Raw genomic sequence first — 16,861 nt, 5'->3', positions numbered from 1 at the left:
GCGATCTTTGTATCCTGATGATTTTTTGTTTCGCTTTTGCAGCATATCAACATTAAAAATAAAAAGATACTTGTGAGTCTCATAAAATAAAGAATCTAGGTTAAAATGTACTTATACGTTAAAAATAAGGTATTATCTTATGATACGTAGTGTGATGTGTTTTTTAATCGCGTTCAAAATATAGATTTTTTTACTTCTAGTGCATCACTTGAAACCTGTGATCATTCATGTTTATTTAATAAGCCAAAATCAAAGGGAGTCCATAAACAAGATTTTATACCACTTTCTTTAAAGCCAACATTTACCCAACTATTGCAGGTGTTAAAACAAGAATAGCTTCCGTTAGATTTGTAAAAATTATCTAAAGAAGAATAGCCTTGATTTTCCAATAGAATATTTGAACCATTGGTAGTTCTCGTAAAAGTTTGGTGTATATAGGTATTTAGTTTTTGTAATTCGGAGGCACTTACTTTTACTTCAACCCATTCCGTCCGTACTGCGCTATAACGTGTTACATGAAGTAAGGTTGAACTTTTTAAAAATAAGGCTCTAAAGGCATTGGAAAAGGTTAAATCTCCCCAAGTAGGAGTGTTCACATAAAAATTTTCATCACCCCAACCAAAAGATAAATAGTGATCAGTAGCTGTATTCAGCAAATCTTTTAATAGTAATGGATCTAAATTTTCTTTGGGAATCACGATATCTAGATGAACACCGTTTGTACTTAAATAGATAGATTTTTCTTCACTACTAGTAGCTGCTTTACTGTCTATCGTGATAGAAGCAAATAGTAAAGAAACAAGGAGGTAGCTTAATGGAATGAGTAGAAAATACAAGAACCACTTTAATGTTTTTTTTATAATTTTCATAGAATAGAATACCTATTTACTTATTTAAAATAGACATGGTTTTAGCATATTCCATACCCCCAAATACATAGTTGCTACTAATTAGGTCTAAAATAAGCTATGTTTTTTTAGACCTAGAATGATGCTCCTCTATTCTTCTAAATAGTTGATCAAAGCCTTTATAAACGTATCAAATTTTTCAATATGTGGCAAGTGACCCACATTTTCTATTTCGACCAATGTGGAATTTGGAATTGCTTTTTGAGTTTGTTTCCCCAATTCACTGTACAAGCCCATAGTTTTTCTTACTTCATCGGTTACCAAACCTTTTCCTAATGCAGTTCTATCTCTGGTGCCTATGATCAAAAGAGTGGGAACCGTAATATTTTTAAATTCATATACTACGGGTTGCGTAAAAATCATATCATAAGTAAGTGCAGCATTCCATGAAATTGTTTTATAATCAGAATTCAACGTCCACCCTGCTAACAAGTTTACCCATTGGTCATATGCTGGTTTCCATTGATTGTCATAGTAATTCACTAGTTGGTATTTTTTAATCCCTTCGTAATTCTTTTTCAGTTCATTGTTGTACCACCATTCTACAGGTTTATAAGGAACTTTTAGTTTCCAATCTTCTAATCCTATAGGATTTTCTAAAATTAATTTCTCAGTAATTTCAGGATACATTAATGCAAATCGTGTTGCTAACATACCTCCCATAGAGTGTCCTAAAATAGCAGATCTTTTTATGTGTAGCGTATCTAATAATGTTTTTGTGTTTTGGGCAAGCTGTTGAATAGTGTAGTGCAGATGATCTGGTTTAGAAGATTTTCCAAAACCTATTTGATCAGGAACAATTACCCGGTAGCCTTGTTTGGTGAGTGCCGCTATTGTGGTTTTCCAATACGCACCATTAAAGTTTTTACCGTGTAATAGTACAATGTTTTTTCCCGCATAATTATTTGGCGTTACATCCATATACGCCATTTTTAATTCCTGATTTTGCACGTTTAAGTGCAGTGTTTCAACGGGAAAAGGGTATTCATAATTAGCTAGTTCAATATCTAACCATGATAACTTATCGGTTTGCGCATTACTTAGTTGTGTTGTAAGGATTACTAGAAGTAACCCGAGTAAATTCTTTTTCATATTCTTAATTTCAAATAGCTACTCATTCTTGCTTTAATCTATTGTTCATTTCAGATAGGGTTCAACTATTTTAGTTTCTCTTTTCTGAAAGCCTTTATGATAGCCAGTTAAAGGCAGTACGAGATGTGGGTATCGTAAAGGTAAGAATAGGATTAAATTATGTGCTTAATTTTGTGTTAAGATAAATAGTAGCAAAGGCTAGCACATTTTTGCTAAACATCTAAAGAAATTTATAAGCATTTTTTTTCAAAAGATTAAACTCTTTTCACTGGTTGTTGCAGTGGGGTAGATTTTAATTTTTAAAAAATATAATTAGACAGATCAAAGCTTAGACTAGGTTAAATGAACTATAGAAAATTGGTGATTTTTAGTGCCGTATTTGAGAGAATCATTTTCATTTTTAAGACTTAAATGTCATATGTTTATAATAAAATATAATAATATAGATTATAATAAGAATATATTTTCATCGTTTTAAGTCTATTAATTATAAAAACTTAACAATGAGAAAATTTTTAGCATTACCATTATTAGTAGCATTTGTAGGATTTACATCTTGTTCAGATTCAGAGGATAACGATGAGCCTGTAGTGGAAGAAAATAACGAGATTTTATCTTATGAGGGAATTGAATTAAAATTAGATGATTCTGATACCGAAGATTATGGAATTGCATTTTCTACAGCAACTGGAGAAACGTATTCTTATGCTGAAATTAGCGCAGATAATATTGCGGATATTGATATAGTTTCTGCAACCAATCAAGCATTTATTGCTTTTAATAGCCCAGATGCAGATGATGTTCTTAGTGAAATTGAAGGGGCAAAGTCTACTAAAATACAAGTGAGCAATGTAGCTATGACTGTAGCCGAATTTGATGCTATGGAAGATGACACCTTACTTAAAGATTTGACAGTTTCGGATGATAATGAAGCACAATCTATAACGTATAGAGAAGTGGTTCTTTTTGAAACTGCCGAAGGTAAGATTGGTGCATTTAAAATAAATATGCTGAATGCTCAAAGAATTTCAATTGACGTAAAAGTTATGAAATAGATTCCGTTTTAAATGGAATAAAAAAAGGCTATCTAGATCAGATAGCCTTTTTTGTATTTGAAACTGTCATTTTTAAAATGAGCGTTTGTAGTATTAGTTTTTTGTTGGACTCGTGAAATTTTTAGAGCTATGAGATATAATAATACTGTCTAATTTTTGAAAGCTTGTAACAACTAAAAATGTAAAGTGAGAAGATCACTGTGATACTTACAATAGCGGTTGTATTTAATATATTTGAGTCAGCGAAGACATAGCCAAAGAATAAAGCCAACATTCCTGCATTGGCATAGCCTACAGGTTCCAAGTATTCAATTGTTTTTTTTGAGTAAAATCCATTCTTAACCACTTGTTTTAACATAATTAGGTATACAAAATAGGTGATACCGGTTAGAAATAACAAAACGATAATTGCTTTGATGGAAAGTTCCTCCCAACGATCAAAAAGTCTTTCTCCTGCAGCAACTAGGGCTATAAGGAAAGAAGCAGCAGTTAGTAGCCTGGTACTAAAATAAAGTAGGAACCAATTTTTAGGCTTATAATTAAAACTTGAATAGTTGTAATAACTTAGAGAGCCATCAAGTAAATTAGTATAAAATGTAATAAATAAATCATTGGTCAATTGTAACTCATATAAGCCCTCTTTATATTCTTTTTGTATGGAGTTTTGGTTAGAATCATTGTAGGCTGTCGTCCATTTTATGAAAGCATTATCATCAATATGTAAAAGGGAGTGGATTGCTTTTTTTTCAATTTCTTTAAACTCTGATTCTACTTTGAAATAAAACTGAAAATTGATATTTAGAAACGAATAAGATTCTTCAAAGTCAAGACAAATAACCAAGTAGTCGTTTTCCAAGAAAACATTTAAGTCTTCTGATTTATTTAATTTTGCAGCCAGACGTTGATTAACTGAAAAATTATATTTTTCAATTACTTCTTTAAAGTGTGTTTCAACATCATGAACTATTCTTTTTTGTGAGTAGGATATTATTCTCATATGATTTTTCTATGCCTTAATTATATCAAAACGCAAGTACGAATAATTCATTGCAGTGTAATGATTAGTTTATTTCATAGTGCTTACCAAAGCCAATAGTTATAAGCCGTATACGTCATTAATCCTTGCAATATTAAATCCTTGATCTAAAATATCCTTTGCTTCATTACTATCTAAGTTAATTGCCGGATTGGTATGATTAAAATGAATAAAAATCACTTTATTTCTTTCCAAAGTATCCAATGCTTTAAATCGCTCAAGACTTTCAATAATAAAAGGATGTGGGATTTGAGAAATATCACGATTGTCTATTTCTTTTCCCCTATAAAATGTAGCATCTAAAAAGGCATAATCTACTTTTTCAATTTCTGCGACAATATTTTTATCCCACTTATTCCATTTATCTATGTCTGGTATGAATAATGCGGTTTTATTAGGTCCTTGAATCTTATAGCCAACGGTTTCAGAATATTCATCTCGGTGGGGTACTACAAAGGGAGTCACTGTTAGATTTTGAGAAAGAGAAATTGATTGTTCATTTTCAATGGGAGTCAATTTAATATTGTTATTTAAAACAAGCTGACTCCAAGGGCCATTGGTTTCTAGATATTTCTTCATTCTAGGCATAGCAAATACAGGAATATTCTTTGCATTAGTAGCTTCTTTACCTAAATACATTAACCCTGCGTAATGACCAATATGCGCATGGGTTAAGAAAATTCCGTCTACCATTTCGTTTTGAGTATCATCTTTTACCAAGGCTTTCATTTGTCTTGTGATATCAGGTGTAGCCTCAAATAAGTATTTATTACCATGGTCATTATCAACCAAGCCTAAGGCAACTACTTGTCTATTCTTGTCTGGATGATCAAATAAGTCTTTACAACAGTCCTTTTTGCAACCAATATGAGGAGAACCAGCATCTTGAATCGTTGCGAGGATTTTTAGAAATGTACTGCCTTGATATTGCGTCTCATCTGGTTCTTTAGTCTGTTACTCTGTGGTTTCTGTTTTCTGAGGAGATTGCTGATTTCCGCAAGAATAGGTTAAAACTAGGAGTAGTATTCTATAAGCGTATTTCATTTTTGGTTGATTTATTAGTAATACGATAGGTTGTTATTCTCGTTTTATTTTTAATAAAACAGCTTTTCCGTTTTCATTTTCTGGATTCAATGCAATAGATTTCTCGTACATTTTAATAGCGTCTGGTTTATTATTGGATAGCAATAAAGCTTCGCCATAACTATCAAAAGCATTAAAACTATCTGGAAATAACATGGTATTTAATTTAAAAATTGCTAATGCCTTTTCTGATTCTTCATTTCTCAAAAACGTATAGGCCCAATCATTCAAGTCACTTTCTGAATGCTTATTTTCTGTTTCTGTCTTTTTAGCGGCAATAGCTAACACAATGGCATTATCCAATGCTTTTTCTAACAGTACATTTTTATCGTTCTCATTTAACGTTTGTGCGTATGCTTTAATAATCGCATTAATGACTAGCCCAGGATTATCTAAATGTATATTGTGACCGCTTCCTTCAGCAATAAGTTGAACCCGATTGGATTCCGCATCTACAAAATTCTTATGTGCGTTTTGTACAAGTGTCCAATAAAAGTCAGGAAACCCTCTATTAATTGGTGAAGTAATATCTATAACAGGTACGTTAGACGGAAAATTAATTGTACGTAATAGTTTAACGGTTTCAGGATAGGTTGTTCCAAGATAATAACTGCCCAGTGTCTCAGGAGTTTTAGGAGGAACTCCCTGTGCACCCATCATTTGAAGTACTTCATCAGTATAATGTGCTACTAAATTTGCATCAATACGAATAATATATTTTACATTATCAGGATGTCGTGATGCATATAATTGAGTATAAAATCCGCCATAGGAATGAGGAACTAAAATAAGATCCTTGTTATATCCTAGCTTGGAAAGGCCTGTCTCGAGTTCTTTAATTCCATTAATGATTCCAAAATCTGAATCATTTTTTAGCGATGGATTTACTTCACTTTTCCCAAATCCTGATCGGTCATAAGTGATTAACGTTGTACCTGTAACCGTATGTATTTTATTTAATAGGTGGTCCCATACAGTACCATCACTATCCGCTCCTGATTCAAAAAGAATTGGAGTCCCTTCTCCTTTTATTATTTTGAAATGCATACGGTAACCTCCAACATCTACGAGTGTATCTAGGGTTTGAGCATGCATGGTAAATGGTAAAAACAAAATAAGAAAGAATTTAAAATGGAAGCGTCTCATGGGTGTGGTCGTTTAAATTATATGAAGAGGTTTAACTAGTGGTGTTGCAGGAGGAAAAGGTTTACTCGTTTCCGCATACATGTTTTTTAAAAAATAAATAGGTCACAAAAGTTATACCACACATAGGAAATATCCATTATTTTTTAAATAAGCAAGCTTTATTACTGCTATGTAGGGGTACACCCTATTGCCGATTATATTTTAGAAAGCTATCTGAGGTTTAACGGATATTAAGGGTCTTATATTCATTTTTTAGGTAAACTGATGATAAACGCTGTGCCTTGCCCCAGTGTGCTTTGTATTTTGATAGACCCTTCTAGTTTTTCAACTAGTGTTTTAACAATTGCCAGACCTAATCCGTGAGAGCTTTCACCATCAGTTGGTTGTGCAGAGAGTTTTTGAAACATTTTAAAGGCTCTTTTTTTATCAGCTTCAGACATACCAGGACCATAATCCTTAAATGAAATATAGACAAGACCATTGCTTGAATTCACTGATAAATCAATGGTACTACCTTTATCTGAAAATTTTATAGCGTTGGTCATCAGGTTATCAAAAATACGGGTTACTAATTTTTGGTCTGCATGAATTATCAAAGGTTTATGATCAATAAATTTTCTAAGTTTTTGATCTTTTTTATCTAATCTAGTGATATAGCTTTTTTCCCATTCCTCAATAAATTCAGAAAGTTTTATATCTGCTAATTCAATTGTTTTTTCAGGGTGATTAACATTACTCATGAATAGTAAATCAGTGATTAAACTATTGCCACTGTTCACAGATTTGTTAATATACTTAAGATAGGTTTTCTGCTCTTCATCTAAATTTTCATTCCCTTCTAAAAGTTGTGTAAGCCCATGTATATTATTCAGTGGACTCCGGAGGTCATGAGCCATAATCCCGATGATTCCATCTTTTTCTCTATCAAGCTCTTCAAGCTTCTTGTTGTTTCGTACTAATTCTTTAGTTTGCTTAGTCACCTCATTTTGAAGCATGGTTTTTGTTCTCTTTAACCTTTTAATCCGTAAATAATAGAAGGTAAAAATCGATCCTATAATGAGTAAAATACTAAGTATTCTAAACCATAGTGTTTTATACCAAGGCGGACTAATAGTAATGGTTAGTGAGGTTTCATTTTCATTCCAAATGCCTTCATTATTTGAACCCTTTATTTTTAGTACATACGTTTTAGGATCTAAGTTGGTAAAAGTCAAATCGTGTTTGTTGCCATAGGCAATCCATTGATCATTAAATCCTTCTAGCTTGTATTTGTATTTATTGAATTGTGAGTTGGTGAATTCTAGTGCTGAAAATTCAAATGTGATATTGTTTTGGTTATGAGATAAGTCTATGCTTTTCAATTCGGAAATGCTTTGATCAAATGACATAGATTCATTATTGATCTTAACCTCTGTAAAAACAACAGTAGGAATGTATGGATTACTTTTTATATCACTTGGATTAAAAATGGTGAACCCAGAGGTGCCTCCTACAATTAGGTTTCCATTTAACCCTTGAGAATGACCTCCCATATCTAGAATATTATTTCCAGGTATGGTGATATTTTTGAATTGTATATTTTCAGGGTTTGTCTTTGACAATCCGTTAGGGGTAGTCAGCCATATGTTTCCATCACTACCAGAGAGAATACCAAAAATAATATTACTAGGTAGACCGTTCTCGATGCTATATTGTTCAAATTTTTTAGTTTCTGGATCAAAAAGTGCTAAGCCACTTCTAGTTCCAATCCATAATTTATTGTTCTTATCACGGTATAGCGATCGGATTTTGTTCCCAATAATACAGTTTGTGCAACCCTCTTCATTTATATAAGATTCAAATTTAAGCGTGCTAGTATTGAGTAAGAGTAGTCCGTTGTCACTTCCAATATATACCTCGGACTCAGACGCTTTTAACATGCATTTTACGTCCAAGTTAAATAAGTAGGTATTGGGTACACTATTGGTATAGATACGTTTTAGTTCTGTGGTGATAGTGTTGTACGTAATCAGGCCAGCTCCTACGGTTCCAATCAATAATTGGCCAGCTTGAAGCTCATAAATACTTTGTATGTGCCCTATTTTAGTGGCCAACGGGCTATCAGCAAACCCTAGTGCTAAGCTAAATTTATCGAGTTTTTTATCGTAGGTATAGAGTCCACCACTTTGGGTACCTACCCATATGGTATTATTTTGAGAACGATAAATTGCACGTATTTTTGTAGTATTTACATCAGCTCTGTAATTAAAATCCTTTATATAATTTCGATACCGCTTAGACTTAGGATTAAACCTGCTAAGGCCATTGTTGGTGCCTATCCATATAGTGCCGTCTAGGTCTTGTAACATGGCCCGGACATTATTATTTACTAACGAATTACGATCGTCGTTATCTTTCTCCCAATGATGAAAATTTAAGTTTTTTAAATTAAATTTATTTAACCCGTTGCCTGTCGTGGCCATCCAAATATTTCTTGATTTATCTACAAGTACATCTTCGATGGAATTGCTACCAATTTTATAGGCGGAGTTGCCATCGGCTTTATAAATAGTGGTTTCGTGAGTTGCTATATTATAATTTATTAAACCATTTCCATTTGTGCATAACCAAATACTTCCATTATGGTCATTATAAATTTTCCAGATGCACATTGTGCTAACGGCATCTTTATGTTTGCCGTCTAATGTCATCTCTGAAAATGGTTCAGTTTTTGTGTTTATTATAGCCAAACCATTGTCAGTACCTATCCATAGCATTCCTTTTGAAAAATACAGATCGTTTATGAATTTTGAAGGGAGCAAGTTATTATTGGGGGAGCTTAAATGGGGTCTGGAAAACTTACCGCTTGTAGGCATAAAATAATACAAACCTTGAAACTCATCTCCAATCCAAAGGTTGCCTTTCTCATCCTCTGTAATCGCTTTCAGAGAAAATTCACAATGTTGGCATTCATTGGGTTGAATCCAATGTTGAAAGCTTAGCTTATCACGATCCAATAAATTCAAACCATTTTTTGTGCCTAACCACAATCTCGACTGGCTATCCTCGTATATGCGATGCACTACGTTGCTACTAATCGATGTTGAATCATTTTTTTTATGAGTGAATCTCGTAATGACATCGGTAGTTGTATTGTAATGATTTAATCCGCCACCTTCTGTACCAATCCATATATTACCTTCTTTATCTTCTAGGAGACTCGTTATCCAATTTTCAGATATGGTATTACTATCGTTTGGGTCATATTTAAAAATTTTAGATTGATATCCGTCATAACGGTTCAAACCGTTGTTAGAGCCTATCCAAATAAACCCTCTAGAGTCTTCAATAACACAAGTAGGGTAATTGGAAGATAGGCCATTCTCAATTCCAACTTTTTCTAAAAATTGATTCTTAGACTGCGCATTTAGCTTCAGTGCCATAAGTACAAAAAATACTATGGCAAAGAATGTATTGGAGGGGGAATGCTGCATTTGTCAGTTAAGTTTTTATAGTATGAGATTCATAAAATACTATCAAAAGGCAAAAGCAACGTTCTCTTTTTAAGGAATGTATAGCGTTTGTTAATTTTAATCATCTTTACTAATCCTAAAGATATAAAAAGTGTTGGTATTTTCTATCATTTAATTATGGTCTTAAGCTTAGATCAAAGTCTATCCAACAAGCTACAGACTTTCAGTCTGTCACGGTATTATTCAGGGGATTATAAGGCATCCCCATTAATATGTTTTTAAATCTTCCTAAATGTTCTTTGTTTCAAACACCAGAAGTGGGTGTTTTTTCTCCATTTACCGTGGGCGATTTCGCATGAAGTGAAGTTGTTATTTTTAAGATATTTCATCACTTTTTATTTATGTTAAATAAAAAATCGATTGCGTTAGAAAGCATCTGATGAATCTTATATTTTCATAAAAATTTTAATTATGAAGAAAACTATTACCCTATTAACTGTCGCAATTACAACAGTTTTTTTTGGTTGTAAGTCTAAAGAAAAAAATAAAATAGAAGTACCGGAAGATGTGAAAGCAATGATTTCTCAACAACCAGCAGATACGGTGCAAACTGCCATTGGTGAGCTTATTTTACCAAAACCATATGCAACAGAATCTGTGCGAAAACAAAACAAACTTGTAGCTTGGCCTGCAGGTAAGATGCCAACAGCTCCAGAAGGTTTTGAAGTGACGAAATTTGCAGACGGATTCCAAAACCCTCGGTGGACTTATATTGGTCCTAATGGAGATATATTTGTATGTGAAGCCAATACCAAAAATAGTGCTGGACGAATTACTCTATTAAGAGATGCTAATAATGATGGTACTATTGAAATGCGTGAAGTGTTTCTTGAAGAACTAAAGCAGCCGCTAGGAATGTTAATCATAAGAAATCATTTTTATGTGGCTAACACAGATGGTTTATATAAATATCCTTACCAAGCCGGGCAGACTAAATTAAACCCATCTGAGGGAGAAAAAATTGTAGCGCTTCCAGCAGGAGGGTACAATAATCACTGGACACGAAATATAATTACCAATAAAGCCGAAGATAAAATCTATATTTCAGTAGGTTCTGCAAGTAATGTTGCAGAATATGGAATGGAAGAAGAGGTACGCCGTGCCAATATTTTAGAGGTCGATTTAGATGGAGGAAATGAAAAAGTATATGCTAGCGGACTCAGAAATCCAGTAGGAATGGATTGGAATCCTGTAAATGGTGAGCTATGGACTGCTGTGAATGAGCGTGATAAAATTGGAGATAATTTAGTTCCCGATTATGTAACTAGTGTAAAACAAGGTGGTTTTTATGGTTGGCCTTATGCATACTACGGGGATATACCAGACCCTAGGTTAAAAGGTGCTGCGCCAGAGTTAGTGGCAAAAACAATTGTGCCAGATGTGTCTGTAGGATCACATACTGCTTCGTTAGGTTTAACATTTTATGATCAAGATAGTTTTCCTGAAAAATATAAGAACGGTGTATTTGTAGGACAACATGGTTCTTGGAATCGCTCTGAACTTTCTGGATATCGCGTAGTTTTTATTCCTTTTAAAGACGGCAAACCAGTCTCGGAACCTGAAGACTTTCTTACCGGATTTATTGCTGAAAATAGTGATACCGAAGTATACGGAAGGCCTGTTTGTGTTACCGTAACGCCAACCGGAGATTTATTAGTAAATGACGATTCTGGAAATACCATCTGGAAAGTAAGTTATAGCAATTAGTTCCTGATCATCAACTTTACCATCTTATGAAATTTTTACCAGTACAATTAATGGTGGTGGCTATTTTTATAATAGCTACCATCAACAAAATATATGCTCAAAATATTAATGGTCGTGTCATTGACGAAAAAGATACTCCAATTTCACAAGTGGCCGTTTTACGGGATTCCAAAATAATTGCGACCACAGATGAAAATGGAGTTTTTATCATTGAAGAAATAGTGAAGTTACCTTTTAAAATAGAACTTCAGCATCCAAGTTATTCTAGTAGAAAATTTATAGTATCAAGTGATAATAGCGTGTTTCAACTTTCTGTTTTAGAAGGTACGCAATTACTTAACGAAGTCATTATTTCATCAACCTACCAAAAGCAAAGTAGGATTATTATTCCAAGCTCTAGAATAACAGCAGTTAAATTAGATCAATATAGTCCTGTTGATTTGGTTTCAGCCATCAATGAAACCCCCGGAGTTTATATACAAAGCGGTGCCTTAAATACGAACAGAATCGTAATTCGTGGTGTAGGATCGCGCACCTTGTATGGAACTAATAAAATAAGAGCTTATTTTAATGGTATTCCCATCACAAATGGTACAGGAGCTACAGCTATTGATGCGTACAATTCAGAGGATATTTTAGATATGGAAATAGTGAAAGGCCCCAAGGCAACACAATACGGAACTAATCTTGGTGGAACTTTGTTGCTGAATTCAAAACAAGCTTCAGCCGGAGAGACCTATCTAAAATCCAGTAATACCTTTGGAAGTTATGGTTTGATGAAAAATAGTGTATCTGTGGCTACCGCAGCTAATAACTCGACATTCAATCTGAATTATGACCATATGGTGTTTGATGGTTTTCGAGATAATAGTAGGTATGAGCGGAGTACTGTTTTTTTAAATTCTACCTATTCTTTTGATGAAAAAAATGAAGTTGGCGTATTGTTTAATTATATAGATTATAACGCTCAAATTCCGAGTTCTATTAGTAAAACTGCCTTTGAAGAAGATCCTACCCAAGCAGCATATACCTGGGGCGCATCTCAAGGTTATGAAGATAATAAGCAATTGCTTGCAGGAATAACCTATACGCATCTATTTTCTGAAAATTTCAGTAACACTACGGCTGTATATTACAACTACTTAGATCATTATGAACCAAGACCCTTTAATATACTTGACGAATTCACTAATGGTTATGGGATGCGGACACTTTTTGCTAAGGATTTTAATTTTTGGGACACAGAAGCAAGTTTAAGTTTTGGAGGTGAATTTTATAAGGATCAATACAATTGGAAAACTAAAGAGAATTTGTACGAGGATAATGAGGGCGGTGGTAGTTTAGAAGGTTCACTGCTTAGTGACAACATAGAAAACCGAAATAACTTAAATGTTTTTGCTACAATAACGGTACCAGTCACTGGTAAATTAAAAGCGCAGTTAGGTGTAAATATCAATAAAACAAATTATGACTTTAAAGACGTGCTTAATTCAGGTATGAATAATAAAGATGCTGATCGTAATTTTGATCCTATTTTTGCTCCCAACCTAAACGTACTATATCAACTAACGCCGAATATGAAAGCTTATGTAAATGTAAGCCGTGGGTTTAACTACCCGTCTATTGAAGAAACCTTAACTCCAGAAGGCGTCATTAATCCAGAACTGGGTCCAGAAACAGGTTTTAATTATGAAATAGGTAGTGAAGTATTTGCATTTAATCGTGCGCTACATCTTCAGTTTTCGGCTTATTTACTAGATATAAATAATTTATTGGTGGCAGAGCGTGTGGGTGATGATCAGTATATAGGTAGAAATGCAGGGAAAACAGAACATAAAGGTATGGAACTTGCTATTTCTTACACCCACAAAATAATGGATGGATGGAGTATCTCGCCATATGTCAATGCTGAAATTTCACAAAATAGATTTATTGATTTTGTAGATAGAACAACTGATTATTCAGGTAACGACCTTACTGGCGTACCCAATAACAAAATGAATGGGGGAGTACGTTTTGAACTTAAGAATTTTAGTTTCAATGCAAATGTTCTTCATATAGGTGACATGCCCCTTAATGATGCAAATACGCTATACTCTGATGCTTATACTATTTTTAATAGCCAGTTTTCTTATAAAAATTATATTACAGATCAACTTTCTATAGGAGTTAATGTAGGTATAAATAATTTTACAGACCAAGCCTATGCTTCTTCAATACTCATAAACGCAGTAGGTTTTGGAGGCGCTGAACCTCGTTATTATTATCCCGGAATGCCAAGAAACTGGTTTGGCGGAGTGAAGATTAGATATTCACTTTAAGCACTGACAATAAACATGTATATGATCTTAACGTTTCAAGATATATTAGACCTAATTGGATATTTTAAAAATAATGACGGTCACTCAAAAATCATTTTCATCAAGGTGAAACTTCGGTACGAAATAATTTAGATACAAAATCATTCCTAGGTAGGTCGCTATTAAAGTAGGTATGTTTGAATTGAAGCCCAAATTAAAATCAGGTATATGAAGTAATTGCCTAAATGAAGTTGTTGCAATTGATAGCATAAAAACGATGCCAAATACAAATAAGCCTATAATTGAAGCTTTGTTTTTAGAAGTACGTTGAACTCCTCTTTGTGCTTCTTGTTTAAAGAAATAACTCAGGATAAAAATACTGAAAACTGCTTCTATCGCTATAGCTACGTAAACATTTGTTGCATAAAGTCCTAAAGCCACCTCTGGAGTTTCTGCTCCAAATACATGATGTGGGTGACCTGAAAAGAAATCTAAAATAAAGTGTCCAGCGACTAATGCCGCACCTACAACACCAATTTTGGTGCTTTTAAATAAAATTTTACCGACGAGAAAGATGAAAAGCAACCAAAATATTTGAGGGAGCAAATCGTGACTATACAACATATCTACCGTCATATTACTTAACGTAGTATCTAGTACATCACTGGGCTTTGTAGGTTCCAAGCCTACTATATGAAATGTGAACCACAATAAATCTTGTAATTGCGAGGCTATTAAAAAATAGAGTAAACTCCCTTTTGGAAATTTTTGGTTTACGATTAATGCGGTGGTATAATGTCCTGCTAGCATAGGTATTGTTTTTAATTGATAGTGATGATTTGTTTAATGAAAAAAAGGGGCTGTTTCTGGAAATAGTACTATACCGACCATTAAATTTATACCATAGCGCTCTGTCAATAAAAGATTTATTTTTTCTCGCCATTCGCAGCCCAATAGATACCACCAAATAAATGGTCTAAATACGTTTGATTATGGAAAGCTTCTGGTTTATGTCCGAGAGTAGTATAGAAAGAACGTCCTCCTTCATAAAATTGATACCACGCAATAGGATGGTTTTTACCCATACCTAAAAGCGGTATTTCATCATATCCTTTTTGATAATCATACGTGTTTTCATCTACGGAAAGGAGTACTTTAATATGTTCTGATTTTAAAAGCTCAAAATTATACCATTCTTCGCTCCACAGCCATTTTTCGGGTAGGTGCATATTGGAGGGGAAATCCACGTCATGATTTGTGAGTACCGCTGTTTGAAATTGAGGGTGGTCTTTGAAAACTCCGCCTACAAGATTATCAAACCAAAGGTTTCTAATTTTACTATCGGAGGTTGAATGGACTCCTACAAAACCTTTGCCGTTATGGAGATGCGTTTTTAGCACATCAAGCTGGTCCTCCGTTAATACATCAGCATCAGCATTTAAAAAGACAACCACATCATATGAGGGTAGTTTTAAGGCAAGATCTTCAGGACTTTGCGTCCAATCGAACTTAAATTGATGGAAAGCAACTACCGCAGTGGGAATGCACTCATAATGCCACGTATCTTGAACGGTGAATAGCAATACCTTAAATTGGTCTTGAGCAAAAGCCATTTGGTTACCGGTAAAAATGATAAAACAGGTTAATGATAAAATTCTTGTGTTCATAAGATCTATGTGTTAAGAGTAGAAGGTTATAATAGGTTAAAGTATAAATAGTTCCAAGCAGCATTGATGCTATACCATACGGGATAATTGTAAGCTTCTACTTCTGCTACAATATATTTGACACCCGCCGTTTCTGCATATTCAAAGTAGAGCTCAAAATCCATTTTGCCACTCTGCCCAAGTTCTTTGTAATCTTTTACATGCCAGCTTATAAACCGGTTCTTGTATTTTTTAAAATAGTCAATGGGGTTTATCTGTGATAAATGCATCCAATGCAAGTCGGCTTGAAAACTAACATATTTCGGGTTAGTGTTCTCTAAAAGGTAATCGTAAATAACTTTGTTTTCTACCGTTTTAAATTCATCGGAATGGTTATGGTAGGCGAATCTGATGCCTCTTTCTTTGCATAGTTTTCCAATAGCGGTGTAGTATTCAGCGTACTTTTTTAGTTCTGAAAGGGTCTTAATTTCTTTAAGCTGATTGTTGGATATAGTAAGGTATTCCACACCGGCTTGTTTGTGGTCTTCGATGCATTCCTTCCACCATTTCATAGCTTTTTTCCAAGCTTGATGGTTATTGGTTGGGAGGTCGTAAAATGTCATGGACCCCGTAAATTTCAGGTTATTTTCTTCTACCAGTTTTTTAAAATCAATTGGAGATAAGCCATAAAAAGAGCGATCTTTATAAACAAAAGTTTCAATATAGCTATAGCCCATTCTATCAAGGTACTTCAGGGTCTCTTTAGGATTCTTCTGCATTTCTTCATGTACCGAAACCAACTGAATGCCTATATTTTTATGCTTCGGATTTTTTTTAATGTAGCGTGTTTGCCAAAGCATTTCGTTCTGTGGGTTTACTCCCTTTAAGTACACATCAGTCTGATTTTTGAAATCAAAACTAACGGTCATGGTTTCTTTGCCTGTAAAGTCCCGGTCTTTCATTATCCAGTCTGTGTCGTTAGTAAACCCACCTTTACCAAGAAACATTTCACCTTGGGCACTTTTACCCAATGCAAAAATTGAATCGGTCTTGGTGTCGTGCCCAATAAGTTCTGTTAAGGTATGCTTGTACGATGTTCCATTGTGTTGAAGTACATCAACCGACATTCCGGAATGATCTATTTTAGGATAATTGTTCATTTTTATTAGCGGTAGGTTGGCCACACTATCGGTCTTATAATGAATTGAACTAACCCAGAACCCTAGATACTGTTGTAATCTATCAGATTGTTTGGGAATCTGCATTTGTGAGAAAACAGCATTTGCACTTATGAAGAGAAGCAGTACTACGGTTTTATGTGCAAACCGATATAAACTAAAATTGTAATTCATCCTTTAAATCTTGTAGAAGTAAAT

General features: G+C 33.9%; 12 protein-coding genes. 3 read left to right on the top strand and 9 right to left on the bottom strand.

What is annotated here, in order from left to right; genetic code table 11:
• Positions 1-221 precede the first annotated feature (221 nt).
• Positions 222-869, bottom strand: a complete 648-nt coding sequence (locus BLQ19_RS18930) for a DUF2459 domain-containing protein (protein ID WP_074539369.1) — start codon at positions 867-869, stop codon at positions 222-224.
• A 129-nt stretch (positions 870-998) separates the two neighbouring features.
• Positions 999-2,000: an alpha/beta fold hydrolase gene (locus BLQ19_RS18925; protein WP_074539368.1), complete on the bottom strand. Its 1,002-nt coding sequence runs from the start codon at positions 1,998-2,000 to the stop codon at positions 999-1,001.
• A 503-nt stretch (positions 2,001-2,503) separates the two neighbouring features.
• Here BLQ19_RS18925 and BLQ19_RS18920 point away from each other — a divergent pair.
• Positions 2,504-3,055: a hypothetical protein gene (locus BLQ19_RS18920; RefSeq protein ID WP_024479706.1), complete on the top strand. Its 552-nt coding sequence runs from the start codon at positions 2,504-2,506 to the stop codon at positions 3,053-3,055.
• 127 nt (positions 3,056-3,182) lie between these two features.
• Here the strand turns inward: BLQ19_RS18920 and BLQ19_RS18915 are convergent, their stop codons facing one another.
• The 4 genes from BLQ19_RS18915 to BLQ19_RS18900 form a co-directional block, all read right to left on the bottom strand.
• Positions 3,183-4,052 carry a hypothetical protein gene (locus tag BLQ19_RS18915; RefSeq protein ID WP_024479707.1) on the bottom strand — a complete coding sequence of 290 codons (870 nt, stop codon included), beginning with the start codon at positions 4,050-4,052 and terminating at the stop codon, positions 3,183-3,185.
• Positions 4,053-4,151: 99 nt separating this feature from the next.
• Positions 4,152-4,883: an MBL fold metallo-hydrolase gene (locus BLQ19_RS18910; protein ID WP_367888709.1), complete on the bottom strand. Its 732-nt coding sequence runs from the start codon at positions 4,881-4,883 to the stop codon at positions 4,152-4,154.
• 285 nt (positions 4,884-5,168) lie between these two features.
• A complete protein-coding gene (locus tag BLQ19_RS18905) occupies positions 5,169-6,320 on the bottom strand; it encodes an alpha/beta fold hydrolase (protein ID WP_074539367.1) in 1,152 nt (383 codons plus the stop codon).
• A 245-nt stretch (positions 6,321-6,565) separates the two neighbouring features.
• On the bottom strand, positions 6,566-9,793 hold the full coding sequence (locus tag BLQ19_RS18900; protein ID WP_083332298.1) for a ligand-binding sensor domain-containing protein: 3,228 nt from the start codon (positions 9,791-9,793) through the stop codon (positions 6,566-6,568).
• 450 nt (positions 9,794-10,243) lie between these two features.
• Here BLQ19_RS18900 and BLQ19_RS18895 point away from each other — a divergent pair, with 450 nt between their 5' ends.
• Together BLQ19_RS18895 and BLQ19_RS18890 are read left to right on the top strand one after the other, a co-directional pair.
• Positions 10,244-11,539, top strand: coding sequence for a PQQ-dependent sugar dehydrogenase (locus BLQ19_RS18895; RefSeq protein WP_025614326.1), 1,296 nt, complete (start codon positions 10,244-10,246; stop codon positions 11,537-11,539).
• A 26-nt stretch (positions 11,540-11,565) separates the two neighbouring features.
• A complete protein-coding gene (locus BLQ19_RS18890; protein WP_074539365.1) occupies positions 11,566-13,860 on the top strand; it encodes a TonB-dependent receptor domain-containing protein in 2,295 nt (764 codons plus the stop codon).
• Positions 13,861-13,944: 84 nt separating this feature from the next.
• On the opposite strand, the gene BLQ19_RS18885 is transcribed toward BLQ19_RS18890, so the two are convergent.
• The 3 genes from BLQ19_RS18885 to BLQ19_RS20955 form a co-directional block, all read right to left on the bottom strand.
• Complete coding sequence (locus tag BLQ19_RS18885; protein WP_074539364.1) at positions 13,945-14,649, bottom strand: hypothetical protein; 705 nt, start codon at positions 14,647-14,649, stop codon at positions 13,945-13,947.
• A 116-nt stretch (positions 14,650-14,765) separates the two neighbouring features.
• A complete protein-coding gene (locus BLQ19_RS18880; RefSeq protein WP_074539363.1) occupies positions 14,766-15,506 on the bottom strand; it encodes a ThuA domain-containing protein in 741 nt (246 codons plus the stop codon).
• A gap of 26 nt (positions 15,507-15,532) precedes the next feature.
• Positions 15,533-16,837: a sugar phosphate isomerase/epimerase family protein gene (locus BLQ19_RS20955; RefSeq protein ID WP_083332297.1), complete on the bottom strand. Its 1,305-nt coding sequence runs from the start codon at positions 16,835-16,837 to the stop codon at positions 15,533-15,535.
• Between the last annotated feature and the right edge of the window lie 24 nt (positions 16,838-16,861).

The sequence above is a fragment of the Cellulophaga baltica genome, assembly GCF_900102165.1.
Classification (GTDB): domain Bacteria; phylum Bacteroidota; class Bacteroidia; order Flavobacteriales; family Flavobacteriaceae; genus Cellulophaga; species Cellulophaga baltica.
Note: the sequence above shows the minus strand (reverse complement) of the source record. Positions and strands in the feature narration are given on the sequence as shown.